Raw genomic sequence first — 22,324 nt, 5'->3', positions numbered from 1 at the left:
TTTCGTGCCAACCAAGGTTGGCACCTACCAGGGCGATGCATCGGTTGTTGCAGGGGTAGTGCCGGCCGCTGGCCGGCAACCGGTTTTGGTAGATGCCGACCTTGGTCGGCGCTGTGGGTTTCGGGCCAACCAAGGTTGGCACCTACCAAGGCGATGCGGCGGTTGTTGCAGGGGGTAGCGCCGGCCGCTGGCCGGCAACCGGTTTTGGTAGATGCCGACCTTGGTCGGCGCTGTGGGTTTCGGGCCAACCAAGGTTGGCACCTACCAGAGCGATCGCGGGTATCAGAGCAGCCCTTCGCGCTTCACCGCCAGATAGCGTTCCACCAGCGCGCCGGGCAGGGCATCGGCGGTCACGTCCAGCACCATCACCTTTTCGCTGCGCAGGGCCTCATGCGCCTTCGCGCGTTGCTGCAGGTACAGCGCGGCGGCACCGGCCTGGGTGGCGTCTTCCAGTGTCTGCACCTCGCCCTCCAGTGCGCCGTCCAGCTCGCGTTCGCGCAGGCTGGCCACGCACACCAGGTGGCGCCGCTGCAGCAGGCGCACTGCCGCCAGCAGGTCTTCGATGTCCTCATCACGCACGTTGCTGACCAGCATCACCAGCGCACGCCGGCGCTGGCGCAGCGACACCTCGGTGGCGGCGGCCAGGTAATCGGTGGCCACCGCGCGTGGCTGCAGGTCGTAGCTGGCGCGCAGCAGGTGCTCGACCGTACCCATGCCGCGCTGCGGTGCCACCCAGCGGCGTTCGCCACCGGCAGCGTACAGGCCGGCAGCGTCGCCCTGGCGCAGCGCCAGGTAAGCCACCACCAGCGAGGCGTTCAAGGCATGGTCGAAGTGCGAGAGCCCGCCTTCGCTGGCCAGCATGCGCCGGCCACTGTCCAGCATCAGCAGCAGCTGCTGGTTCTTCTCGTCCTGGTATTCGCGCGAGATCAGCTTGCGCGCACGGGCGGTGGCCTTCCAGTCGAGCTGGCGCAGGCTGTCGCCGATGCGGTACTCGCGCATCTGGTGGAAATCGGTGCCTTCGCCACGGCGGCGCTTCACGTGCGCACCAACCAGCCGCGAGGCTTGGTCGGCACTGAACAATGCGAAGCGGGTGAGCGGCACGAAGTTCGGATAGACCCGCACCTCCAGCGCCGGCGGCAGCGTGCGTTGCTGCCACCACAGGCGCCACGGCGAACGCATGCGCAGGTGCACCCCCTCGAAGCGGAAGTGCCCACGCTGCAGCGGCTGCAGGTGGTAGTGCAGGGTGGACGCCGTACCGGCCTGCAGGCGCACGCGCTGCGGCAGCGCTTCCAGCGGCCAGCCGCCGGGCACCAGGTCGAACACCTGCACCGTCATCGATTGCTCGGCCTGCAGGCGCAGCGCCGCCTCGCGGCGCACGCCCAGCGCCAGCGCTTCGGGCAGCTCGCGCTGTACCTGCGGCGACGGACGCCGCGACTGCCGCCACAGATCCCACAAGGCGGGCAGCGCGATGACGACGGCTGCCAGCGCCCAGCTCCAGCGCGGCAGCCACCCGCCCAGCACCAGGCCGCCCAGGGCAGCCCAGGCCAGCAGCAGCGCCAGCAGCAGCGGGGCCGGTCTCATCGGCGCGGTGCTTCCACCTTGGCCAGCAGCGCGCCCAGCACGTCGTCGGCGTCCTGGCCTTCGATCTGCAGCTCCGGGGCCAGTGCAATGCGGTGGCGCAGCGCCGGGCGCGCAATGTCGCGCACGTCGTCCGGCGTGACGAAGTCACGGCCGGCCAGCACCGCCTGCGCGCGCGAGGCACGCACCAGCGCGATGCTGCCGCGGGGGCCAGCGCCGACCGCGATGCCCGGCCACTGCCTCGTGGCCGCCACAATCCGCACCGCGTAGTCGATCACTTCGTCATCGACGGTGATCGCCGCGGTCGCGCGCTGCAGTTCCAGCAGCTCGCCGGCCCCCAATACACGCGGCACCTGGCTCAGGTCGAAATCGCTGGCGGCACGGCCACTGGTGATCGCGGTCACCATGCGCTTCTCGTCCTCCAGCTGCGGGTAGTCGATCAGCACCTTCAGCAGGAAGCGGTCCAGCTGTGCTTCCGGCAACGGGTAGGTGCCTTCCTGTTCCAGCGGGTTCTGCGTGGCCAGCGCCATGAACGGCGGCGCCAGGGTGAAGGCCTTGCCTTCGATGGTCACCTGGCCTTCCTGCATCACTTCCAGCAGGGCCGACTGGGTCTTGGCCGGGGCACGGTTGATCTCGTCGGCCAGCAGCAGGTTGGTGAACACCGGGCCGCGACGGATCTTGAAGCTCTCGCTCTTCGGGTCGTACACCGCGTGGCCACTGACGTCGCTGGGCATCAGGTCGGGAGTGAACTGCACGCGCCCGTAGTCCAGCTCCAGGGCCTGTGCCAGTGCACGCACCAGCAGGGTCTTGCCCAGACCGGGCACGCCTTCGATCAGCACGTGGCCACCGGCCAGCAGCGCCACCAGGATCTGGTCCAGTACATCGGCCTGGCCGATGAAGGCGTGTCCAACGGCGGTGCGGATGGCATCGACGCGTTCGATCAGGCGGGCGTTGGCGGCCGCCGGCAGCTCGGGGACTTCGGTCATAGCAGGGATCTCATCTGGAGCAGCAAGCGGATGCGCTCGCGCAGGGCGGAGGAATCGTGCGGTGGCGGGGGCGTGAGCGCGCTGGCAACACGGCCTTGCGGCCATTTCAGCAGCTCGGCGATGGCCTGATCGCGCGGCGCACCGTCCAGTGCAGCGGCTACCGGTGCGCGCAGGCGCAGGCGATGCAGGAACAGGGCGAACACGGCGTCGTACAGGCGCGTGCCGTGGCCGAAGCGCAGCAGCAGCTCGCCACTGGCACGCACGTGCTCCAGCAGCGAGCGGCGTTCCAGCACCGGCGACGGCAGCAGGCTGCCGAAGCGCTGCGAGCGGGCCCACAACCAGCCCAGCAGGGCCAGCAGCAGCGGCGCCCACAGCGGCCAGCCCTGGTAGAACAGGCGCGCCCACAGTGACGGCGGGCGGCTGGCATAGACCAGCCAGAACGCACCCTTGCCGTAATTCGGGTCGAGCAGGTAACGGGTCAGGTCGCGGTGCGAGAGATCGTGCAGGCCATCACTGGCCTTGCCCGCGGCCGACGCCAGGCGTGCCGCCGGCGAATCCACCTCGCCGCGCATGAATTCCATGTCGGCCAGCACGCTCACCTTGCCCTGGCCATGGTGCAGGCGTGCGAACACCAGGCTGTGCTCGTTGCCCCAGCGCCGTTCGGCCCGCGCATTGGCGGCAAAGCCCAGCGTGAAGCGACGGCCGCCGCAGAACTCGACGTGGCTGGGATCATCGATGACGTGGAATGGCTGGCAGTCGCTTTGCTGATACAGGCTGTCCACGCCCAGCTGGTCCAGCAGGGGCCCCTGCGTGCTGCTGGCGTCGTCCTCGGCGGGCGGCGGCGTACGCACCAGCAGATGGCCACCACCATCAACCCAGGCCAACAGGGCCCTGGCCGCCGGCGCCGGCAGCTCGCTGCTGTCCTGCAGCAGCACCACCGTATCGTGCGGGCCCAGCGCCATCTGCTGCAGGTCCAGCCGCGGCCGCGAGTGCACCTCGATGCCATCGGCACGCAGGGCCTGGCCCAGCACGTACAGCGGGTTGTAGCCAGCTTCGCCCTGCGGTGGCAGCTGCACGGTCTCGGTCACGCGTTCGTGCGTGCGCAGGTAAAGGATCGTCAGCGGCACGCCGAACAGTACCAGCCCACCCAGCAGCAGCGACCAGAACAGGCGCGGACTCATGCCAGCCACCTGTACTGCCGGCGCAGGGTATCGGCCAATGCATCGAAATCGGCGCGGCTGGGCAGGCGGCCACCGTAGGCGGCGTACTGCCACATGCGCACGATGCGCGCGAACAGGTCACGGTCGGTGGCATCGGGCATGCGCCGCGACGCGCGCAGGCATTGCGCTTCGGTAGCACCGGGCGGAAGCGCGATGCCGCTGCGCTCGCCCACCGTGCGCACGCTGGCGCGGTACAGCAGGGCCAGCGCCTGCCGCGGCCGCCCCTGGTCCCACAGCAGGCCGGCCTGGGTGGCCACGTCCGGCGGCAGCACGACCGGCAGTTCCACCGGTTCTTCCACTACCTCCGGTGCGGCCTCGGCCTTGCGCCGGCCACTGCCGCGCAGCCACGGCAGCCACAGCCGTGCGGTCAGCAGCAGCACCAGCAGCAGGACGCCCAGCAGGCCCCACAGGCCCCACTCGGCCAGGCGTGCCAGCCAGGCGATGCCGTCCTTGCGCGTTTTGCGTTCACCCTTGCTGTTGGTGTCACGCTGCAGCTGCTTGTCTTCCTTCTTTTTTTCCTCGGCCTGCTCGATCGGCTTCCAGCGCGTGACCTGGCGGGTCGGGCGCTGCAGCGGATCTTCATAGGCGCGGTTCACCGCCTGGCGGAAGCCGGCGGTGTCCACTGGCGCTGCACCGAAGATCATGGCCGGTGCATTGGCCGGATCGTTCGCCGCAGTGGCCGGTTCCTCCGCGCTGTCCTCGTCCTCTCCGGCATCGTCTGCCTGTTCTGCGGCCGTCTGCGCGTCCTGCGCATGCACTGGCGCGTAGGCCAGCGGCAGGGCAAGGCACAGCAGCAGGGCCAGCGTGGATGCCGCCGGCAGCAGCCGCTCGCGCAGGCGGCGCAGGGCGATCTCCACGTCCCACGCTTCCATCTGCGTGCGCCGGTTCAAGTACAGGCCGAAGCCGGCGCCGACGTAGAACGGACCGATCAGCACCGAGGCCAGCCAGCACGCCAGGTTGAAGCCGGCCCGCGCCCAGGCGGGTGTGTCCTGGCCGATCATGTCCCACGCGGCACGCCATGATTCGGACATCAGCTCCAGCGGCATGAACATGAACACCGCGCCGATCGCACCGGACACCAGCACCGCTTCAAACGCCATGCAGGCCACGGTCAGCACGGCGGCGGCACCCGCCGCACCAGCGGCCACAGCGCGGCGGCGTGCACCGCGCTGGGCCGGCGCATTGCCCTCCAGCAGGTTCACCGGCAGGCACAGGCTGCGCAGCACGCTGAAACGGCGCCAGCCCAGGTAGCCCCAGAAACCTGCATTGCCCCAGCTGCGTTGCGCGCGCAGGGCCGCCAGCGTACCGACCGGCTCGCCGAAGATGCCACGCGACAGCACGTACAGCGGCGCCCGTTCGAACAGCGGCTTGCACCACCACATCGCCAGCCACGCCCAGCCGAATGCATCCAGCCACCAACCCAGCGCGTTGAAGACCACGAACAGCGGCGCACTGGCCAGCAGCCAGCTGCCCCATACCGCGCGTGCGTGGCGGCGCGACAGGGCACTGCCCAGCTCCATTGCTTCCCAGCCGCTGCGCGCGCGCAGCACCACGTCCAGGTGGTCAATGCGCATGGCCGCCTCCGCGTCCGCCGCGCCACAGCCACAGCAGCACGCCGGCCCACAGCATGCCGGCCACGCTGAACTTGCCCCACGCCGGCACGTCGGCAATCGACGACCAGAAGGCTTCGATGAACGCGGCCACCAGCAGCATGAACGCCACGCCCAGGCACAGGCGCGCACCGATGCGGCCTCCCTCGACCAGTGCATCCAGGCGGCTGCGCCGGCCGGGTGCCAGCAGTTTCATGCCCAGCTGCAGACCGGCACCGCCGGCGATCACGATCGCGGTCAGCTCGAAGGCACCATGGCCTGCGACGAAGCGCCAGAACGGATCACCATGGCCGATGTGCTGCAGGTGGCCCGCCACCGAACCGATGATCACGCCGTTGAACAGCAGCACCAGCAGCGTGCCCAGGCCGGCCAGCAGGCCGCTGGCGAAGGTACGCAGGGCGATGCTGATGTTGTTGAGGATGTAGTGGCCGAACATCATCCAGTCGGTGCCGCTGTCGCGTCCCAGGCGCTCGGCGGCCGGATCGTACATGCGCTCCATCTCGGCGATCTGGCGGTTGTCCATCACCATGTGGATCAGGTCCGGATAGACCTGCACCAGCACGAAGCAGGCCAGCGCCGGCAGCGCGAACATCGCCAGCGCCACCCACATGCTGCGCGCCTGGCTGCGCACCAGCAACGGGAAGTCGGCCACCAGGAATTCCAGCGCACCGCGCCAGCGCGTCGGCGGCGTGCGGTACAGCACGCTGTGGCCCTGCTGCATCAACTGCTGCAGGCGCTGCACCAGCTGCGGGCTGTAGCCGCGCTCGCGGGCCAGCGCCAGCTGCTGGCACAGGCGCCGGTAGCGCTGCGGGAAGGCGGTATCGTCCAGCGCGAGCGCGCTGGCCTTGCGCCGCGTGCGGCGCGAAGCACCGGCGCGCAGCAGCAGCCAGTGTTCCAGGTCCTGCCATTCCTGCTGGTAGCGGGCGACGAACTGTTCCTGCTTCATCGCCGCCCCAGCAGCCAGTTGGCCATGGCATACAGGCGCAGCACGCCGACCTGGCCGTGGGTGCCGGTCAGTGGCTCGGCAATGCCGGCCAGTTCCTGCTGGCGTGCCGCCGACAGCCGCGGCGCGCGCTCGGCGAAGGCCATCAGCGCCGCCTGTTCTTCCGGTCGCAGCGGCTGCGGCGGGGCCAGCACGCTGTCGATGGTGGGCGGAGGCGGCAGGTACAGCACCGGTGCATGCACCACCACGGTACCGGCCACCAGGTCGCCGAGGCGGCGGCCGTGGGAATCGAACAGGCTGCTGATCAGGCCCAGTGCATAGCCGAACGGCAGCATGTCCACGGTGCGCAGCAGGTTGCGGGTGATGGCGGCCATCCAGCCCACCGGCGCGCCATCGCGCGCGAGCACGCGCAGGCCCAGTGCGCGCTTGCCCAGGGTGCGGCCCCACCGCGCTTCGCAGACGATCGGGTAGGCCCAGTAGACCAGGAACATCAGCACCAGGCCGAGCCCGGAGCCGAACGAATCCAGCAGTGCCAGCGGAATCGACATCAGCACCAGCACCGCGATGCGCACACCCAGATCGATCAGCCAGGCCATCGCCCGTGGCACCGGGCCGGCCGCCGGCAACTGCAGCGGCACACCCTCCGGCGTCACCACCTCGCGGTAGGTATCGAGCATCGGTGCGGCCATCAGCGCGATGGCCTTCGTTGTGGGCGGCGGAGTCCTCTCCGGCAGGCAGCCACAGGCATGGGGGTCTCGACAGGTCCTGGTCGGGCCCAGACTTTAGCAGAGCCGCATGGCGGCGTTGGCCGATCAGCCCAGGTATTCGTCCTTCAGCCGCACGTAGTGGTCGGCCGAATAGTGCAGCGACTCGATCTCCTTGTCGCTCAGCGTGCGCGCCGGGCGGGCCGGGTTGCCCACCCAGAGTTCACCTTCACCGACCACCTTGCCCGGGCCGACCACCGCTCCGGCACCGACGAAGCCATGGCGTTCCACACGGGCGCCATCGAGGATGCAGGCGCCCATGCCGATCAGGCTGTAATCACCGATGGTGCAGGCGTGGATGATGCAGCCATGGCCGACGGTCACGCCTTCGCCGATCAGGGTCGGGTAGCCGGCCTTGTTGTACGGGCTGTGGTGGCTGACGTGGATGATGGTGCCGTCCTGCACATTGGTGCGCGCACCGATGCGGACGTAATTGACGTCGCCGCGGATGATCGTACCCGGCCACACTGATACGTCCTCGGCCAGTTCCACGTCACCGATGAGGGTGCAGGCCGGATCGATGTACACGCGCTCGCCGAGGACGGGCATCTTGTCGCGGAAGGGGCGCAGCGGGTTCATCGGTGTCTCCGGAAATCAGGGCGTTCACCGCGATGATACCTGCGTGGTAGTGCCGGCCGCTGGCCGGCAACTTCAATGGGCGCACCTGGAATTCTGCGGTTGCCGGCCAGCGGCCGGCACTACCGGCTAGGGTTCGTAGCTGTAGCCCATGCCGTACACCGAACGGATCGGTTCGCCTTCCATGCCGGCGTCGGCCAGCTTGCGGCGCAGGTTGCGCACATGGCTGTCGACGGTGCGGTCGACCACCACGCGGTGGTCCAGGTAGAGGCGGTCGAGCAGCTCATCGCGCGCCCAGATCCGGCCGGGCGTGGCCAGCAGGGTGCGCAGCAGGCGGTATTCCACCGGCGTCAGGTCCAGGCCCTTGCCGTTCCAGGTGGCGCGTGCCGCCGGTTCGTCGATATGCAGCCCGCTGTTGGCGCGTGCAGCGGGGTCCGGGCGGTAACGGCGCAGCACTGCCACCACCCGCGCCACCACCTCGCGCGGACTGAACGGCTTGCAGATGTAGTCGTCGGCACCGATGTCCAGGCCCAGCAGGCGGTCGATCTCTTCCACCCGCGCGGTGACCATGATCACCGGTACGTCGCTGCCGGCGCGCAGTTCGCGGCACAGGTCCACGCCATCGCGTTGCGGCAGCATCAGGTCCAGCAGCACCAGGTCGGGCTGGTAGCGCGCGAATGCGTCGATCACCTGGCCGCCATCGTCCACCCATTCGCTGGTCATGCCGGCGGCGGCCAGGTAGTCACGCAGCACCGAGGCCAAGCGTGGCTCATCCTCGACGATCAGGATCTTCGCGGACGCGGCGGGGGACAGGCTCATGCGGACTCCGGCAGTGTGACGACCACGCGCAGCCCGCCCAGCGGCGAGGGATCGGCGTGGATATGACCGTGGTGGGCGAGGATGATGTTGTGGCTGATGGCCAGGCCCAGCCCGCTGCCGCCGCTGGCGCGGTTGCGCGAACTCTCCACCCGGTAGAAGCGCTCGAACAGCAGCGCGCACTTGTCGGCCGGTACGCCCGGCGCGGTGTCTTCCACGATCAGCTGCACGCCGGCGGGCACGCGCGCAGCCTGCACGCGCACGCGGCCGCCGCCATGGGTATAGCGCAATGCGTTTTCCAGCAGGTTGGCCAGCACCTGCTGCAGGCGGCGCTCGTCACCGGACACCTGCAGCGGTGTGGCGGGCAGCGCTTCTTCCAGTGCCAGCCCCGCCGTGGAGAAGCGCACGCGCATGCCATTGAGCTCGCTACGCAGCAGCGCCAGCAGGTCCAGCGGGGCGAAGCGGTAGGCCAGACCGCCGGACTGGGTCATCGACAGGTCGTGCAGGTCGTCGATCAACTTGCCCAGCTGGCGGATCTCGCCCTGCAGGGCACCCAGGTTGGCGCGGTCCAGCGGGCGGATGCCGTCCTCGATCGCCTCCAGTTCGGCGCGCACCACCGCCAGCGGCGTGCGCAGTTCGTGCGAGATGTCGGCAATGAAGGCGCGGCGGTTGCGCTCGGTGTCGTCCAGCGCCTGCGCCATCCGGTTGAAGTCGTTGACCAGTGCATCCAGCTCGTCATCGCTGGTGCGCTCGATGCGGGTGGCGTAGTCGCCGGCGGCGAGCCGGTGAGTGGCGGCGGCCAGCTTGGCCAGGCGCTGGCGCAGCGCGCGCGACACCAGCCAGGCCAGCACTACGGTCACCAGCAGCAGTGAGATGCCGATCACCCACCATGCGCGCATCTGGGTGTTGTAGAAATTCAGGTCGTTGGTGGCGATGACGGTCTGGAACGGCACCATGCCCAGCCAGCCGACGGTGTGCCCGTCCAGCTGCACCGGATGCGGCTCGTCGTCGCTGATCGCGTCCGGGTTGCCGGCCACGAACCGATGCTGCGCATCGAACAGGCCCAGCCGCGAGGGAACGCCGGTCTGGTCGGACAGCGGCGGCACGGGCCCCTCGTGCCCATGGCCCAGGTCCGGGCGCAGCAGCCGCGCCCAGCGGTCACTGTCGCCGCGCAGATGCTCCCAGCCGCCGTGCGTGCGGTACTCGCGCTGCAGGTGTGGCATCACGCGCTGCATGCGCAGGTCGCCCTGGTCGTTAAGGTAGTCCAGGAAGCCGGTCTGGAACGCCACGCGGCTGGCAATGCCGTTCACTGCCAGCACCAGCAGGCAGGCGGTGAAGATCGCGAGGAAGGTCTTCGCGGTCAGGCCGAATTTGAATCGAATCTTCGCCATCGCCGGGCCATTAGCGGCGCATGCGGCGCCGAAAGCAAGCGCCCGCTGAGCCGGTCGCACAATCTCCATATTCTCTGCACACTTTCACGGCAGCGTGCACGGGTCAACGAAAGGCCCCCACGCCCCCCATGTCACTCCTGCGTCCGCTGTTCCGCTCCCCCCGTGCGTTGTTGTTGCCCCTGCTGCTGGCCCTGGCGGCCTGCTCGGCGGGCAGGACCGAGGCCCCGGCCACCCCCGAAGTCGGCGTCATCACCGCCCGCGCGCAACCGCTGGCACTGCAGCAGACCCTGCCCGGCCGGGCGGTGCCGTTCGAGGTGTCCGAGGTGCGGCCGCAGATCGGTGGGCTGATCCGCCAGCGGTTGTTCACCGAAGGCCAGCAGGTCAAGGCCGGGCAGCTGCTGTACCAGGTCGATCCGGCGCCGTACCAGGCCGCCTTCGATACCGCGCGTGGCCAGCTGGCGCAGGCCGAGGCCGCTGTGCTTTCGGCGCAGCCGAAGGCCGAGCGCACCCGCACGCTGCTGGGCATGGACGCGGCCAGCAAGCAGGACGCCGACGATGCCACCTCGGCACTGAAGCAGGCCCAGGCCAACGTGATTGCCGCGCGCGCGGCATTGCAGGCCGCCCGCATCAACCTGGACTACACCCGGGTGACCGCACCGATCGACGGCCGCATCGGTACCTCCAGCGTCACCGCCGGCGCGCTGGTCGCCGCCGGCCAGGACGCGGCGCTGGCGACCATTCAACGGCTGGACCCGGTCTATCTGGATGTGACCCAGTCCAGCACGCAGATGCTGGCGCTGCGCAAGCAGCTCGACGCCGGCCTGGTGAAGGCCATCGATGGCAAGGCCCAGGTGAAGGTGCTGCTGGAGGACGGCAGCACCTATGCCCATGAGGGCACGCTGGAGTTCGTCGGCAGCGCAGTCGATCCAGGCACCGGCAACGTGGTGCTGCGCGCGGTCATTCCGAACCCGGAGGGCCTGCTTCTGCCGGGCATGTACCTGAAGGCGGTGTTGCCGATGGCCACCGATGCGCGTGCCCTGCTGGTGCCGCAGAAGGCGGTGCTGCGCAATGAACGTGGCGAGCCGCTGCTGCGCCTGCTCGACGCAAAGGATCGCGTGGTTGAGCGGCGGGTCAGTACCGGCCAGGTGGTGGGCAACCAGTGGCAGATCACGCAGGGCCTGAAGGCTGGCGAGCGGGTGATCGTCAGCAACGGCAGTGCGGTAGCGCTGGGCCAGCAGGTGAAGGCGGTGGCGGCCACCACGGCGCAGCTGGCGGCGATGCCGGCGGTCGACCCGAACGGCAACACCGACGAAAAGTCGCACTGAGGCCTGCCGCGCATGGTTCGTCTCTTCATCGACCGGCCGATCTTTGCCTGGGTGATCGCCATCGCGGTCAGCCTGCTCGGCCTGCTCGCGATCCTGATCCTGCCGGTGGACCGCTACCCGCAGATCGCCCCGCCCACCATCACCATCCGCGCCACCTACACCGGTGCCTCGTCGCAGACCGTGGAAAACGCGGTCACCCAGGTCATCGAGCAGTCCCAGCAGAGCCTGGACCACCTGATGTACATGACCTCGACCAGTGCTTCCGATGGCTCGGCGCAGGTCAACCTGGTGTTCGCCACCGGCACCAACCCGGACACCGCGCAGGTGCAGGTGCAGAACCAGCTGCAGGCCGCGATGGCCACGCTGCCGCAGGCGGTGCAGCAGAACGGCCTGACCATCACCAAGTCCAGCGGTTCGATCTTCGAGGTGCTGTCGTTCACCAGCGAAGACGGCAGCATGGACAACTTCGATGTCGCCAACTTCATGGAAGCGCGCATCGACGACCAGATCAGCCGCGTCAGCGGTGTCGGCAACATCCAGCCGATCGGCCAGGAATACGCCATGCGTATCTGGCTGGACCCGGAAAAGATGCGCCAGTACGCGCTGATGCCGTCGGACATCGAGACCGCACTGCAGGCGCAGAACACCGACGTGTCGGCCGGTGAACTCGGTGGCCAGCCGGCGCTGAAGGGCCAGCAGCTGGACGCGACCGTGACCGCGCGCAGCCGCCTGCACACGCCCGAGCAGTTCGCGCAGGTGGTGCTCAAGGCCGATGCCAATGGCAGCGTGGTGCACCTGGGCGACGTGGCGACGATCGGCCTGGGCCCGGAAAGCTATGACAGCATCAGCACGTTCAACGGCAAGCCGTCGGCCTCGCTGGGCATCGAGCTCAACGCCGGTGCCAACGCCATCGCCGTCTCCAAGGCCGTCGAGGCACGGCTGCAGCAGCTGCAGAAGTACTGGCCGCATGGCTACACCTACCACGTGGCGTTCACCACCACGCCGTTCGTGACCATCTCGCTGAAGGAAGTGGTGATCACCCTGATCGAGGCGATCGCGCTGGTCGTGCTGGTGATGTACCTGTTCCTGCAGAACTGGCGGGCCACGTTGATCCCGACCATCGCGGTGCCGGTGGTGCTGCTGGGCACCTTCGGCGTGTTGGCCGCGTTCGGGTACTCGATCAACACCCTGACCATGTTCGCGCTGGTGCTGGCCATCGGCCTGCTGGTGGACGACGCCATCGTGGTGGTGGAGAACGTGGAGCGGGTGATGACCTTCGAAGGGCTGGCACCGAAGCCAGCCACGTTGAAGGCGATGGGCCAGATCACCGGCGCGCTGGTCGGCATCGTGCTGGTGCTGACCGCGGTGTTCCTGCCGATGGCGTTCTTCAGCGGTGTCACCGGCGTGATCTATCGCCAGTTCTCGGTGACGATCGCCGCTGCGATGATCCTGTCGGTGCTGGTGGCGATGACCATCACCCCGGCGCTGTGCGGCAGCATCCTGCACCAGATTCCCAAGGGCGGCCATCCGCATGGCGACCACGCTGGCGAGCCGGGCCTGCTGGGCAAGTTCTTCATCTGGTTCAACCATCGCTTCGAGCGCACCTCCAACCGACTGCGCCATCGCGTCGACCGCTTCCTCGGCCGGCGCACGCTGGGCGTACTGTTCTACCTGGTGCTGAGCGTGGCCACCGGCCTGTTGTTGTGGCACCTGCCGGGCGCGTTCCTGCCCGATGAAGACCAGGGCATGCTCAACGCGCTGGTGAAGCTGCCCGCCGGGTCCACCCTGGAGCAGACCCGTGCCGTGATGGATCGCCTGAGCGCCGCCGCGGTGAAGGACGACAGCGTACTGTCAATCCAGGCCACCGCAGGTTTCAGTGTCAGCGGCAGTGGCCAGAACGTCGGCCAGGCCTTCATCCGGCTGAAGGATTGGGACGACCGCAAGGACGATGCCGATACCATCGCCGCGCGCTTGACCGCGGCCATGGCCAGCGTGCCCGATGCGCAGGTGTTCATCACCTCGCCACCGGCCATCCTCGGCCTCGGCGATGCCGGTGGCTTCACCCTGGAACTGCAGGACGAAGGCGGTGCCGGCCATGCCGCCGCCGTGGCCGCGCGCAACACGCTGCTGAAGGACGCTGCCAAGGATCCGAAGCTGGTCAACGTGCGCTACGCCAGCCTGGAAGACGCGCCGGTGTACGCGGTGAAGGTGGACGACGCCAAGGCGCAGGCGATGGGTGTCAATCCGCAGGACATCAATGACACCTTGAACGCCGCGCTGGGTGGCGACTTCGTCAACAACTTCATCTACAAGGGCCGCATCAAGAAGGTGTTCATCCAGGGCACGGCCGAAGCCCGCATGCAGCCGCAGGACATCGAGCGCTGGAGCGTGCGCAACCAGGCCGGGCAGATGGTACCGCTGTCGTCGCTGGTCAGCGCGCACTGGACCAGTGCGCCGGCCGCGCTGCAGCGCTACAACGGCGTCTCGGCGATGGAGATCACCGGCCAGCCGGCACCGGGCGTCAGTTCCGGCGAGGCGATGGCCGAGATCGCACGCCTGGCCGACACGCTGCCGGAAGGCTTCAGCCATGCCTGGTCGGACATGGCCTACCAGGAACAGCTGTCGGGGAACCAGGCGCCGATGCTGTATGCCATCTCGCTGCTGTTCGTGTTCCTGTGCCTGGCCGCGCTGTATGAAAGCTGGGCGGTACCGTTCGCGGTGATGCTGGCAGTGCCGGTGGGCGTGTTCGGCGCCGTGCTGATGATGAACCTGCGTGGCCTCAACAACGACGTGTACTTCCAGGTCGGCCTGCTGACCACGATTGGCCTGGCAGCGAAGAACGGCATCCTGATCGTCGAGTTCGCGCGCATCCTCGAGCAGCAGGGCAAGCGCACCCGCGACGCGATCCTGCAGGCGGTCTACCTGCGGCTGCGCCCGATCGTGATGACCTCGCTGGCATTCCTGATGGGTGTGCTGCCGCTGGTGTTCGCCACCGGCGCCGGTTCGGCCGCGCGCCGTTCGCTGGGTACCGGCGTGGCCGGCGGTACGGTCGCCTCGATGGTGCTGGGCATGTTCTTCGTGCCGTTGTTCTACCTGCTGGTGCGCCGCCTGTTCCCGGGCCGCGCGCCGGCCGACGCCACTGCCCCGGAGGCACGCCCATGAAGCCGATGCTGCTGCGCGCCCTGGCGGCCGCAACGATGACCACCGTGCTGGGCGGCTGCGTGAGCATGGCCCCGCACTACCAGCGCCCCGAGGCGCCGGTGCCGGCACAGTTCGCCAATGCCGCCACCGGCGAGACCGGGCCAGCACTGGCGATGCCGGCCTGGCGCGAGGTGTTTCTGGAGCCGCGCCTGCAGCAGGTCATCGCGCTGGCACTGCAGAACAACCGCGACCTGCGCGTGGCGGTGCTGCAGGTGGAGAAGGAACGCGCGCAGTACCGCATCCAGCGCGCGGCGCTGCTGCCGTCGGTGGATGCCAGCGGCAGCGTGACCCGTTCGCGGGTGAGTGATGCCAACAGCGAGATCGGCGTCAGCCAGGTGACCGAATCCGATGCCGTGCAGGTGGGCTTCAGCAGCTGGGAACTGGACCTGTTCGGGCGCATCCGCAGCCTGAAGAACGAGGCTCTGCAGAACTGGCTGGCCAGTGCCGAGAACCAGCGTGCGGCGCGCACCAGCCTGGTCGCCGAAGTGGCCACGGCCTGGCTGGCGCTGGCGGCCGACGAGCAGTCGCTGGCGTTCACCCGGCAGACGCTGGACAGTCAGCAGCAGACCCTGCAGCGCACCGAGGCCCGCCATGCACAAGGCCTGGCCTCGGGCCTGGACCTGTCGCAGGTGCAGACCAGTGTGGACGCCGCGCGCGCTGCGCTGGCCAGGCTGCAGACCCAGCAGGCGCAGGATCGTGATGCGCTGCAGTTACTGGTGGGTGCTCCGCTGGACGCGGCATTGCTGCCCAGCGCACAGGCACTGGACGGCACCGTGGCGCTGGCGCCGTTGCCTTCCAACCTGCCCTCGAGCTTGCTGCTGCAGCGTCCGGACGTGCTGTCCGCCGAACACGCGTTGCAGGCGGCCAACGCCGATATCGGCGCCGCGCGCGCCGCGTTCTTCCCGACGCTGACGCTGACTGCCAACTACGGCCACAGCTCCACCGCGTTGTCGACGCTGTTCTCGGCCGGCACCCGCGGCTGGTCGTTCGCGCCCAGCATCACGGCGCCGATCTTCCACGCCGGTGCGTTGAAGGCCTCACTGGATGCCTCGAAGATTGGCAAGGACATCGGCATCGCTCAGTACGAGAAGGCGATCCAGCAGGCCTTCAGTGAAGTGGCCGATGCCCTGGCCACGCGCGATCACCTGGCCGCGCAGGTGGAGGCACAACGGGCACTGGTCGCCGCCAGCCAGCGCAGCTACACGCTGGCCGAGGCGCGCTATCGCACCGGCCTGGACGGCTATCTGCAGGCGCTGGATGCGCAGCGCAGCCTGTTTGCCGCGCAGCAGGACCTGATCGCGCTGCAGCAGCAGGAAGCGGGAAACCGGGTGACGCTGTTCAAGGTGCTGGGCGGTGGCGCAGACGCACGGTAACGCGCCCTGCTCTGGTAGGTGCCGACCTTGGTCGGCACGGAAGCATGGAGTGTCGCGATCTGATGATTCGTGCCGACCAAGGTCGGCACCCACCAGAAGCGGACGGTGCTGCCTACGCCACGCGGCCCCGGCGTGCACGCTCCAGATGCACCAGCAGCAGCGAGATTGCCGCCGGGGTCATGCCCGGGATGCGCTGCGCCTGGCCGATGGTCTGCGGACGCACGCGTTCCAGCTTCTGCAGGGCTTCGGCCGACAGCCCGCGCACCGTGGCGTAGTCGAAGGCTTCAGCGATTGGCGTGGCTTCATGCCGCTGCTGGCGCTCGATCTCCTCGCGCTGGCGGTCCAGGTAGCCGGCGTACTTCACGCCGATCTCCACCTGCTCGGCCACCTTGGCGTCGGCCACGGCCGGGCCCAGCGACGGCACCTGCATCAGCTGCGCGTAATCCAGCTCGGGGCGCTTGATCAGGTCCAGCACGTTGGTTTCGCGGCTGACCGCCACGCCCAGCGTGTCCTGCACTTCGCGGCCCAGTGCGTTGGCCGGGGTCGCCCACAGCGCGCCCAGGCGCGCGCGCTCGGCGGCGACGGCGGCCTGCTTGGTCTCGAACGCGCTCCAGCGCTGGTCATCCACCAGGCCCATCTCGCGGCCGGCCGGGGTCAGGCGCTGGTCGGCGTTGTCCTCGCGCAGCTGCAGGCGGTATTCGGCGCGGCTGGTGAACATGCGGTACGGCTCGTTGGTACCGTGGGTGATCAGGTCATCCACCAGCACGCCCAGGTAGGCCTCGTCGCGACGCGGGCACCAGCCGTCCAGCCCACGCACCTGGCGTGCGGCGTTGAGGCCGGCCAGCAGGCCCTGCGCGGCGGCTTCTTCATAGCCGGTGGTGCCGTTGATCTGGCCGGCGAAGAACAGGCCGTTGACCAGCTTGGTTTCCAGCGAAGCCTTCAACCCGCGTGGATCGAAGAAGTCGTACTCGATCGCGTAGCCGGGGCGGGTGATGTGCGCGTTGCCGAAGCCGCGGATGCTGCGCACCATCTCCAGCTGCACGTCGAACGGCAGCGAGGTGGAGATGCCGTTGGGGTAGATCTCGACGATGCCCAGGCCTTCGGGTTCGACGAAGATCTGGTGGCTGGCCTTCTCGGCGAAGCGCACCACCTTGTCCTCGATGGACGGGCAGTAGCGCGGGCCGATGCCTTCGATCTGGCCGCTGTACAGCGGCGAGCGGTGCAGCGCGTCGCGGATGATCTGGTGGGTCTGTTCGGTGGTGTGGGTGATCCAGCAGCTGACCTGCTGCGGATGCTCGTCCACCGAACCCAGGAAGGACATCACCGGGCGCGGCGAGTCGCCGGGCTGCTCATCCATCACGCTGTAGTCCAGCGAGCGGCCGTCGATGCGCGGCGGCGTGCCGGTCTTCAGGCGGTCCACCTGGAACGGGCGCTCGCGCAGGCGCGCGGCCAGCGTGGTGGCCGGCGGGTCGCCCATGCGGCCGGCGGCGTACTGGGTCGGGCCGACATGGATCTTGCCGGCCAGGAAGGTGCCGGCGGTCAGCACCACGGCCTCGGCATCGAAGCGCAGGCCGGTCTGGGTGATGACCCCGCGCACGGCGTCGCCTTCGATGACCAGGTCATCGACGGCCGCCTGGAACACGGTCAGGTTGGCCTGGCCTTCAACGATGGCGCGGATCGCCATGCGGTACAGGTTGCGGTCGGCCTGGCAGCGGGTGGCGCGCACGGCCGGGCCCTTGGAGGCATTGAGGGTGCGCCACTGGATGCCGGCACGGTCGGCGGCATGCGCCATCGCACCGCCCAGGGCGTCGATTTCCTTGACCAGGTGGCCCTTGCCGATGCCTCCGATGGCCGGGTTGCAGCTCATCGCGCCCACCGTTTCGATGTTGTGGGTCAGCAGCAGGGTGCGCACGCCGGTACGGGCCGCGGCCAGCGCGGCTTCGGTGCCGGCGTGGCCACCGCCGATGACGATGACGTCGTAACGATGGAAGGACGGGTTCATGGGGCTGTTCAGCTGGGGGCAGGCGCGGCCGGGGCGGCGCCGGGGTGGCGATTTTAGCGCCATTCGGGGCCGCGGCGTCGGTGCCGGCCGGCCGGCGTCGAAATCAGCCCTAAAGTTGGCAGGATTATTGCAGATAACCCAATAGCACCCACCGTGGCTGGCGCCGCAGGCGCCCGTGACCGGAATTGGAACAGGGGCCGGTACAGGCGCACGGTGGGGGAGCAGAGGGCCGGCAGTCGGGGGACTGTCCGGCCCTGTTTTTTTGGGATTGCCGGGAAAGGCCCGACCACGCACGGCGTGGATCTACCGACGCTGGGGCTCTCTCCGGTTGGCGACCCGGCAAAACAGACGGCCCCGCAGTGCGGGGCCGTCTGTCTTCAGAGGTGCCGACATCCGACAGGGCCGGAACAGGGGGGATCCAGATGTTCCTGTCGGATATCGACGTAGAGATTTTCGCGGCGGCCCGTCTCGCTTTTTGTCACTTTGTGACGCGGGCCGTCACCGGTTCCGTAGAGTGCAACCTGGACCGGGTGAAATGCAAGACGGTTCAGCGCTCAACTGTGCGCTGCGTCCCACGATCCATGTTGCGCCACGGGGAACCGTTCATCCTCGGCGCGCTCGGCGCCGGGGTCGGACGGGCCGGCGGTGGCGGCGTCGACGGCTGGATGTTCGACTGCGGCGGGCGACGCATCGAGTCCATGTTCCGCCACGGCGAACCGCCGTTGTACGACGGCCGCGGCGGCGGCGGCGGACGGTTCTCGCCACCGTTGCCGGGCGGGCGCGGTGGCGGACGGTGGTTGTGCGGCGGGCGGTAGATCGGGCGCGAGTAGTACGGATTGCCATAGCCGCCGTAGTAGCCGCCATAGCCGCCGTAGTAAGGGTAGCCGTAGTTGTAGGGATAGCCGGCCGGGTAGCGGTACTCCACCGACGGCGCACCGTGGTAGTAGCTGCCGCTGCGGCCACCGCCGACATAGTCGTAGGTGGTGCAGCCGGTCAGGGCCAGCAACAGGCCACCGGCAAGCATCAGGCGCGTTTTCATGGTGGTTCCCCCAGAGGACGGGTTGTGCAGTCAGCTTCGTGCGCAGGCGTTGAATCGGCCCTTAACTTCACTGCCCAGGATGAATGGAGGTGAAGGCCCTCATGCTGGCATGACCTGTGCCGGGGTCGCCAGCGTGGGGCCATACGTTAATCTTGCGTCATGAGCGATTCACTGTTGCCCCGTGCCGACGATGTCCTGGCTGCCGCTGCGCGGATCGCGCCGCACGCCAGCGTGACCCCGGTGCTGCGCTCGCGCACGCTTGATGCGCTGGCCGGCGCGCAGCTGGCGTTCAAGGCCGAGCACCTGCAGCGCGGCGGCGCATTCAAGTTCCGCGGGGCCTGCAACGCGGTGTGGTCGCTGGATGCCGATCGCGCCCGTGCCGGCGTGGTCACCCATTCGTCCGGCAACCACGGCGCTGCCCTGGCCCTGGCCGCGCGCACCCGTGGCATTCCCTGCCACGTGGTGGTGCCCGAAGGTGCGGTGGCGGCCAAGCTGGCCAACATCGCCCGCCACGGTGCCACGCTCTGGCGCTGCCCGCCGACCATCGCCGACCGCGAGGCCGCCTGCGCCAAAGTACAGGCTGATACCGGCGCGACCCTGGTCCATCCCTATGCGGACCCGGCGGTGATGGCCGGGCAGGGCACCGCGGCCCTGGAGCTGCTGCACAGCGACGGTCCGTTCGACGTGCTGGTAGTCCCAGTCGGAGGGGGCGGCTTGGCCAGCGGTACCGCCCGGGCCCTGCAGTTCGCCAGCCCGCAGACCCGGCTGGTGCTGGCCGAACCGGCCGGTGCCGACGACACCGCGCGCTCGCTGGCCGCAGGCGAGCGCCAGGGCGCGTTCACCCCTGACACCATCTGCGACGGCCTGCGTACCCTGATCGGCGCCCCCAACTTCGCGCTGCTGCGCGCGGCCGGCGTCGAGGTGATCGTGGTCGACGACGCCGCCATCATGGTCGCGATGCGCCTGCTGTGGGAGGTGCTCAAGCAGGTGGTCGAGCCGTCCTCGGCCACCGTGCTGGCCGCGGTGCTGGCACAGCCGCAGCGGTTCGCCGGCCTGCGGGTGGGCCTGGTGCTGTCCGGTGGCAATGTCGACCTGCCCGCGCTGCGTTGGGGGGCGCCTTGAGCCGCGACCGGCACCGGCCCCGCACCGGCCTGCTGGGCTGGCTGTGGCGGCTGTTCGTGCTGCTGGTGGTCTGGCTGCTGGGCGTGACCGCCTGGATCGTCTGGGTGGGGGAGCGCGACCAGGCAGCCAAGGCCGACGCCATCATCGTGCTCGGTGCGGCGGCCTATGACGCCAAGCCGTCGCCGGTATTCGAAGAACGCATCCGTCATGGCCTGGATCTCTATGAAGCCCGGTACGCGCCACTGCTGATCTTCACCGGCGGCTACGGTGGCACCGGCGCGCGCTTTTCCGAATCGCAGGTGGCGCGGCGCTATGCGCTCAAGCATGGCGTGCCGGACGATGCGATCCTGATCGAGACCGCCTCGCGCAACACCGTGCAGAACCTGGTCGAGGCCAAGCGGCTGATGGACCAGCGCGACCTGCACCGGGTGATCATCGTCAGCGACCCGTTGCACATGGCGCGCGCGCTGCGCCTGAGCAAGGCGCTGGGCATCGATGCGCTGGCCTCGTCCACGCCCAGCACGCGCTTCCGCAGCTTCCACACCAGCTGGCGCTTCCTGGTGCAGGAAATCTATTTCTTCCACCGCGACCTGGTGCGGCCGCCGCTGAGTTCGCCGGCCAACACCTGAGGCGGAAACCTGATTTGGGCAGACGCCCATCGTGGAAACGTGAGGTTGCCGGCCAGCGGCCGGCACTACCAGCCGGTCAGGTCTGCCTGCGCCGGATCGGGATCGCCGACACCGCCCGGATTGGGTGGGTGCCGACCAAGGTCGGCACCTACCCGGGCGATTCGCGCACGGTGTTGCATGCGGTAGTGCCGGCCGCTGGCCGGCAGATGTCCATCGTGGAATCGTGAGGTTGCCGGCCAGCGGCCGGCACTACCAGACGATCAGGTCTGCCTGCGCCGGATCGGGATCGCCGACACCGCCCGGATTGGGTGAGTGCCGACCAAGGTCGGCACCTACCCGGGCGATTCGCGCGCGATGTGGCATACGGTAGTGCCGGCCGCTGGCCGGCAGATGTCCATCGTGGAATCGTGAGGTTGCCGGCCAGCGGCCGGCACTACCGGGCGATCAGATCTGCCTGCGCCGGATCGGAATCGCCGACACCGCCCGGATTGGGTGGATGCCGACCAAGGTCGGCACCCACCCGGGCGATTCGCGCACGGTGTGGCATGCGGTAGTGCCGGCCGCTGGCCGGCAGACGCCCATCGTGGAATCGTGAGGTTGCCGGCCAGCGGCCGGCACTACCAGCCGGTCAGGTCTGCTTGCGCCGGATCGGGATCGCCGACACCGCCCAAACTGGGTGGGTGCCGACCTTGGTCGGCACAACCTGTCAGATCGCGATGCCGCCGGCACTGTGCCGACCAAGGTCGGCACCTACCAGAGCGATTCGCGCACGGTGTGGCATACGGTAGTGCCGGCCGCTGGCCGGCAGAGGTCCACCGTGGAATCGTGAGGTGCCGGCCAGCGGCCGGCACGACCGGGCGATCAGGTCTGCTTGCGCCGGATCGGGATCGCCGACACCGGCACCGAGGCCACGTCGTGCCCGCCTTCGCGGATCGGTGCGCCCGGGTCCGGTGCCCAGGCGTGGGCGTAGATCACTTCCCAGCTGCTGGGCAGCTTGCCGTCGGCGCGTCGCATCGGTTCATACGCCGCTGCCGCCGCGGCGAAGCGGCCACGCCCGGTCAGCGTGTGGCGGCGGTCCACCCGCGCATTGGTCGCGCCCATCGCGCGCAGCTCCCGCATCAGCGAGGGCAGGTCGTCGTAGGTCAGGGTGAACAGGTCGCGGTCCAGCACCGGGTCGCGGAAACCGGCCATCATCAGCGCATCGCCGAACTGGGCGATCTGCGCGAAGCGGCTCACGTGCGGGCGGTCATCGGCGGCCGCGAACGCTTCGTTGAGTTCGACCAGCGTGTCCGGGCCGAAGGTGGAGCACAGCAGCAGGCCGCCGGGCTTGAGCACGCGACGGAACCCGGCGAACACCGCCGGCAGGTCGTCCACCCACTGCAGGCACAGGTTGCTGAAGATCACGTCCACGCTGTTGTCGGCCAGTGGCAGCGCGGCGGCGTCGCCGCACAGGCGCTGGAACGGCTTCCACCAGCCGGCCTGGCGCTTGGCCTGGTCCAGCATCGGCAGCGCCACGTCCAGCGCGATCACCTGCGCCTTCGGCCAGCGCTTCTTCATCAGCGCACTGGCGTGGCCGGTACCCGCGCCGATGTCCAGCACTACCTCGGGTTTACGTGCCTCCAGGTAGTCCAGCGATTCCACCAGCCGCGCCTGCACCTCGCGCTGCAGGGCGGCGGCGGCGTCGTAGCTGTTGGCGGCGCGGGCGAACGCGCGGCGGACATGGCGGGCATCGAAGTGGGACGGCATTGC

At 69.1% G+C, this 22,324-nt stretch carries 17 protein-coding genes; 5 read left to right on the top strand and 12 right to left on the bottom strand.

Features of this window, described 5'->3' with window-relative positions; genetic code table 11:
- Nucleotides 1-282: 282 nt before the first annotated feature.
- The 9 genes from AC5QAB_RS15630 to baeS form a co-directional block, all read right to left on the bottom strand.
- Nucleotides 283-1,581 carry a DUF58 domain-containing protein gene (locus tag AC5QAB_RS15630; protein WP_014648783.1) on the bottom strand — a complete coding sequence of 433 codons (1,299 nt, stop codon included), beginning with the start codon at nucleotides 1,579-1,581 and terminating at the stop codon, nucleotides 283-285.
- Nucleotides 1,578-2,564 (bottom strand): AAA family ATPase, encoded by a 987-nt coding sequence (locus tag AC5QAB_RS15625; protein ID WP_014648782.1) that lies wholly within the window; start codon nucleotides 2,562-2,564, stop codon nucleotides 1,578-1,580. Before AC5QAB_RS15625 ends, AC5QAB_RS15630 begins: the two co-directional genes overlap by 4 nt.
- Complete coding sequence (locus tag AC5QAB_RS15620; RefSeq protein WP_134809407.1) at nucleotides 2,561-3,745, bottom strand: DUF4350 domain-containing protein; 1,185 nt, start codon at nucleotides 3,743-3,745, stop codon at nucleotides 2,561-2,563. The genes AC5QAB_RS15625 and AC5QAB_RS15620 overlap by 4 nt, the downstream gene beginning before the upstream one ends.
- Nucleotides 3,742-5,358, bottom strand: a complete 1,617-nt coding sequence (locus AC5QAB_RS15615) for a DUF4129 domain-containing protein (RefSeq protein ID WP_075075643.1) — start codon at nucleotides 5,356-5,358, stop codon at nucleotides 3,742-3,744. The genes AC5QAB_RS15620 and AC5QAB_RS15615 overlap by 4 nt, the downstream gene beginning before the upstream one ends.
- Nucleotides 5,348-6,340 (bottom strand): stage II sporulation protein M, encoded by a 993-nt coding sequence (locus AC5QAB_RS15610; protein WP_014648779.1) that lies wholly within the window; start codon nucleotides 6,338-6,340, stop codon nucleotides 5,348-5,350. The genes AC5QAB_RS15615 and AC5QAB_RS15610 overlap by 11 nt, the downstream gene beginning before the upstream one ends.
- Nucleotides 6,337-7,026, bottom strand: a complete 690-nt coding sequence (locus tag AC5QAB_RS15605) for an RDD family protein (protein ID WP_049404933.1) — start codon at nucleotides 7,024-7,026, stop codon at nucleotides 6,337-6,339. The genes AC5QAB_RS15610 and AC5QAB_RS15605 overlap by 4 nt, the downstream gene beginning before the upstream one ends.
- Nucleotides 7,027-7,149: 123 nt before the next feature.
- A complete protein-coding gene (locus tag AC5QAB_RS15600) occupies nucleotides 7,150-7,680 on the bottom strand; it encodes a gamma carbonic anhydrase family protein (protein ID WP_014038860.1) in 531 nt (176 codons plus the stop codon).
- A 126-nt stretch (nucleotides 7,681-7,806) separates the two neighbouring features.
- Nucleotides 7,807-8,496, bottom strand: coding sequence for a response regulator (locus tag AC5QAB_RS15595; RefSeq protein ID WP_014648775.1), 690 nt, complete (start codon nucleotides 8,494-8,496; stop codon nucleotides 7,807-7,809).
- Complete coding sequence (gene baeS, locus AC5QAB_RS15590; protein WP_478443994.1) at nucleotides 8,493-9,884, bottom strand: sensor histidine kinase efflux regulator BaeS; 1,392 nt, start codon at nucleotides 9,882-9,884, stop codon at nucleotides 8,493-8,495. The genes AC5QAB_RS15595 and baeS overlap by 4 nt, the downstream gene beginning before the upstream one ends.
- Before the next feature lie 128 nt (nucleotides 9,885-10,012).
- Here baeS and smeA point away from each other — a divergent pair, with 128 nt between their 5' ends.
- From smeA to smeC, 3 genes are read left to right on the top strand one after another with little or no spacing between them, the layout of a single operon-like run.
- Nucleotides 10,013-11,209, top strand: a complete 1,197-nt coding sequence (smeA, locus tag AC5QAB_RS15585; protein WP_049403957.1) for a multidrug efflux RND transporter periplasmic adaptor subunit SmeA — start codon at nucleotides 10,013-10,015, stop codon at nucleotides 11,207-11,209.
- A 12-nt stretch (nucleotides 11,210-11,221) separates the two neighbouring features.
- The gene (gene smeB / locus AC5QAB_RS15580; RefSeq protein WP_495233491.1) at nucleotides 11,222-14,371 is read left to right on the top strand and encodes a multidrug efflux RND transporter permease subunit SmeB; all 3,150 of its coding nucleotides are present in this window, start codon (nucleotides 11,222-11,224) and stop codon (nucleotides 14,369-14,371) included.
- Nucleotides 14,368-15,783 carry a multidrug efflux transporter outer membrane subunit SmeC gene (smeC, locus tag AC5QAB_RS15575; protein ID WP_495233490.1) on the top strand — a complete coding sequence of 472 codons (1,416 nt, stop codon included), beginning with the start codon at nucleotides 14,368-14,370 and terminating at the stop codon, nucleotides 15,781-15,783. Before smeB ends, smeC begins: the two co-directional genes overlap by 4 nt.
- A 112-nt stretch (nucleotides 15,784-15,895) precedes the next feature.
- On the opposite strand, the gene mnmG is transcribed toward smeC, so the two are convergent.
- On the bottom strand, nucleotides 15,896-17,785 hold the full coding sequence (gene mnmG, locus AC5QAB_RS15570) for a tRNA uridine-5-carboxymethylaminomethyl(34) synthesis enzyme MnmG (protein ID WP_164110993.1): 1,890 nt from the start codon (nucleotides 17,783-17,785) through the stop codon (nucleotides 15,896-15,898).
- A gap of 547 nt (nucleotides 17,786-18,332) precedes the next feature.
- Nucleotides 18,333-18,824 (bottom strand): hypothetical protein, encoded by a 492-nt coding sequence (locus AC5QAB_RS15565; protein ID WP_046433057.1) that lies wholly within the window; start codon nucleotides 18,822-18,824, stop codon nucleotides 18,333-18,335.
- A gap of 159 nt (nucleotides 18,825-18,983) precedes the next feature.
- Here AC5QAB_RS15565 and AC5QAB_RS15560 point away from each other — a divergent pair, with 159 nt between their 5' ends.
- Both AC5QAB_RS15560 and AC5QAB_RS15555 read left to right on the top strand, forming a co-directional pair.
- Nucleotides 18,984-19,946 carry a pyridoxal-phosphate dependent enzyme gene (locus AC5QAB_RS15560; protein ID WP_142235062.1) on the top strand — a complete coding sequence of 321 codons (963 nt, stop codon included), beginning with the start codon at nucleotides 18,984-18,986 and terminating at the stop codon, nucleotides 19,944-19,946.
- Nucleotides 19,931-20,575 carry a YdcF family protein gene (locus AC5QAB_RS15555; RefSeq protein WP_069117674.1) on the top strand — a complete coding sequence of 215 codons (645 nt, stop codon included), beginning with the start codon at nucleotides 19,931-19,933 and terminating at the stop codon, nucleotides 20,573-20,575. Before AC5QAB_RS15560 ends, AC5QAB_RS15555 begins: the two co-directional genes overlap by 16 nt.
- Before the next feature lie 861 nt (nucleotides 20,576-21,436).
- Here AC5QAB_RS15555 and bioC read toward each other — a convergent pair.
- Nucleotides 21,437-22,321, bottom strand: coding sequence for a malonyl-ACP O-methyltransferase BioC (gene bioC / locus AC5QAB_RS15550; protein ID WP_014648766.1), 885 nt, complete (start codon nucleotides 22,319-22,321; stop codon nucleotides 21,437-21,439).
- Between the last annotated feature and the right edge of the window lie 3 nt (nucleotides 22,322-22,324).

This window comes from Stenotrophomonas sp. YJH_SMC_127 (assembly GCF_059372445.1).
Note: the sequence above shows the minus strand (reverse complement) of the source record. Positions and strands in the feature narration are given on the sequence as shown.

Bases quoted from the DNA above. Each gene is read 5' to 3' on its own strand.
- AC5QAB_RS15610 (WP_014648779.1), bottom strand. From the start codon at position 6,340: ATGAAGCAGGAACAGTTCGTCGCCCGCTACCAGCAGGAATGGCAGGAC.
- AC5QAB_RS15560 (WP_142235062.1), top strand. From the start codon at position 18,984: ATGAGCGATTCACTGTTGCCCCGTGCCGACGATGTCCTGGCTGCCGCT.
- AC5QAB_RS15605 (WP_049404933.1), bottom strand. From the start codon at position 7,026: ATGGCCGCACCGATGCTCGATACCTACCGCGAGGTGGTGACGCCGGAG.
- AC5QAB_RS15600 (WP_014038860.1), bottom strand. From the start codon at position 7,680: ATGAACCCGCTGCGCCCCTTCCGCGACAAGATGCCCGTCCTCGGCGAG.
- smeB (WP_495233491.1), top strand. From the start codon at position 11,222: ATGGTTCGTCTCTTCATCGACCGGCCGATCTTTGCCTGGGTGATCGCC.
- AC5QAB_RS15620 (WP_134809407.1), bottom strand. From the start codon at position 3,745: ATGAGTCCGCGCCTGTTCTGGTCGCTGCTGCTGGGTGGGCTGGTACTG.
- AC5QAB_RS15630 (WP_014648783.1), bottom strand. From the start codon at position 1,581: ATGAGACCGGCCCCGCTGCTGCTGGCGCTGCTGCTGGCCTGGGCTGCC.
- AC5QAB_RS15565 (WP_046433057.1), bottom strand. From the start codon at position 18,824: ATGAAAACGCGCCTGATGCTTGCCGGTGGCCTGTTGCTGGCCCTGACC.
- AC5QAB_RS15615 (WP_075075643.1), bottom strand. From the start codon at position 5,358: ATGCGCATTGACCACCTGGACGTGGTGCTGCGCGCGCGCAGCGGCTGG.
- mnmG (WP_164110993.1), bottom strand. From the start codon at position 17,785: ATGAACCCGTCCTTCCATCGTTACGACGTCATCGTCATCGGCGGTGGC.
- AC5QAB_RS15625 (WP_014648782.1), bottom strand. From the start codon at position 2,564: ATGACCGAAGTCCCCGAGCTGCCGGCGGCCGCCAACGCCCGCCTGATC.
- smeC (WP_495233490.1), top strand. From the start codon at position 14,368: ATGAAGCCGATGCTGCTGCGCGCCCTGGCGGCCGCAACGATGACCACC.
- bioC (WP_014648766.1), bottom strand. From the start codon at position 22,321: ATGCCGTCCCACTTCGATGCCCGCCATGTCCGCCGCGCGTTCGCCCGC.
- smeA (WP_049403957.1), top strand. From the start codon at position 10,013: ATGTCACTCCTGCGTCCGCTGTTCCGCTCCCCCCGTGCGTTGTTGTTG.
- AC5QAB_RS15595 (WP_014648775.1), bottom strand. From the start codon at position 8,496: ATGAGCCTGTCCCCCGCCGCGTCCGCGAAGATCCTGATCGTCGAGGAT.
- baeS (WP_478443994.1), bottom strand. From the start codon at position 9,884: ATGGCGAAGATTCGATTCAAATTCGGCCTGACCGCGAAGACCTTCCTC.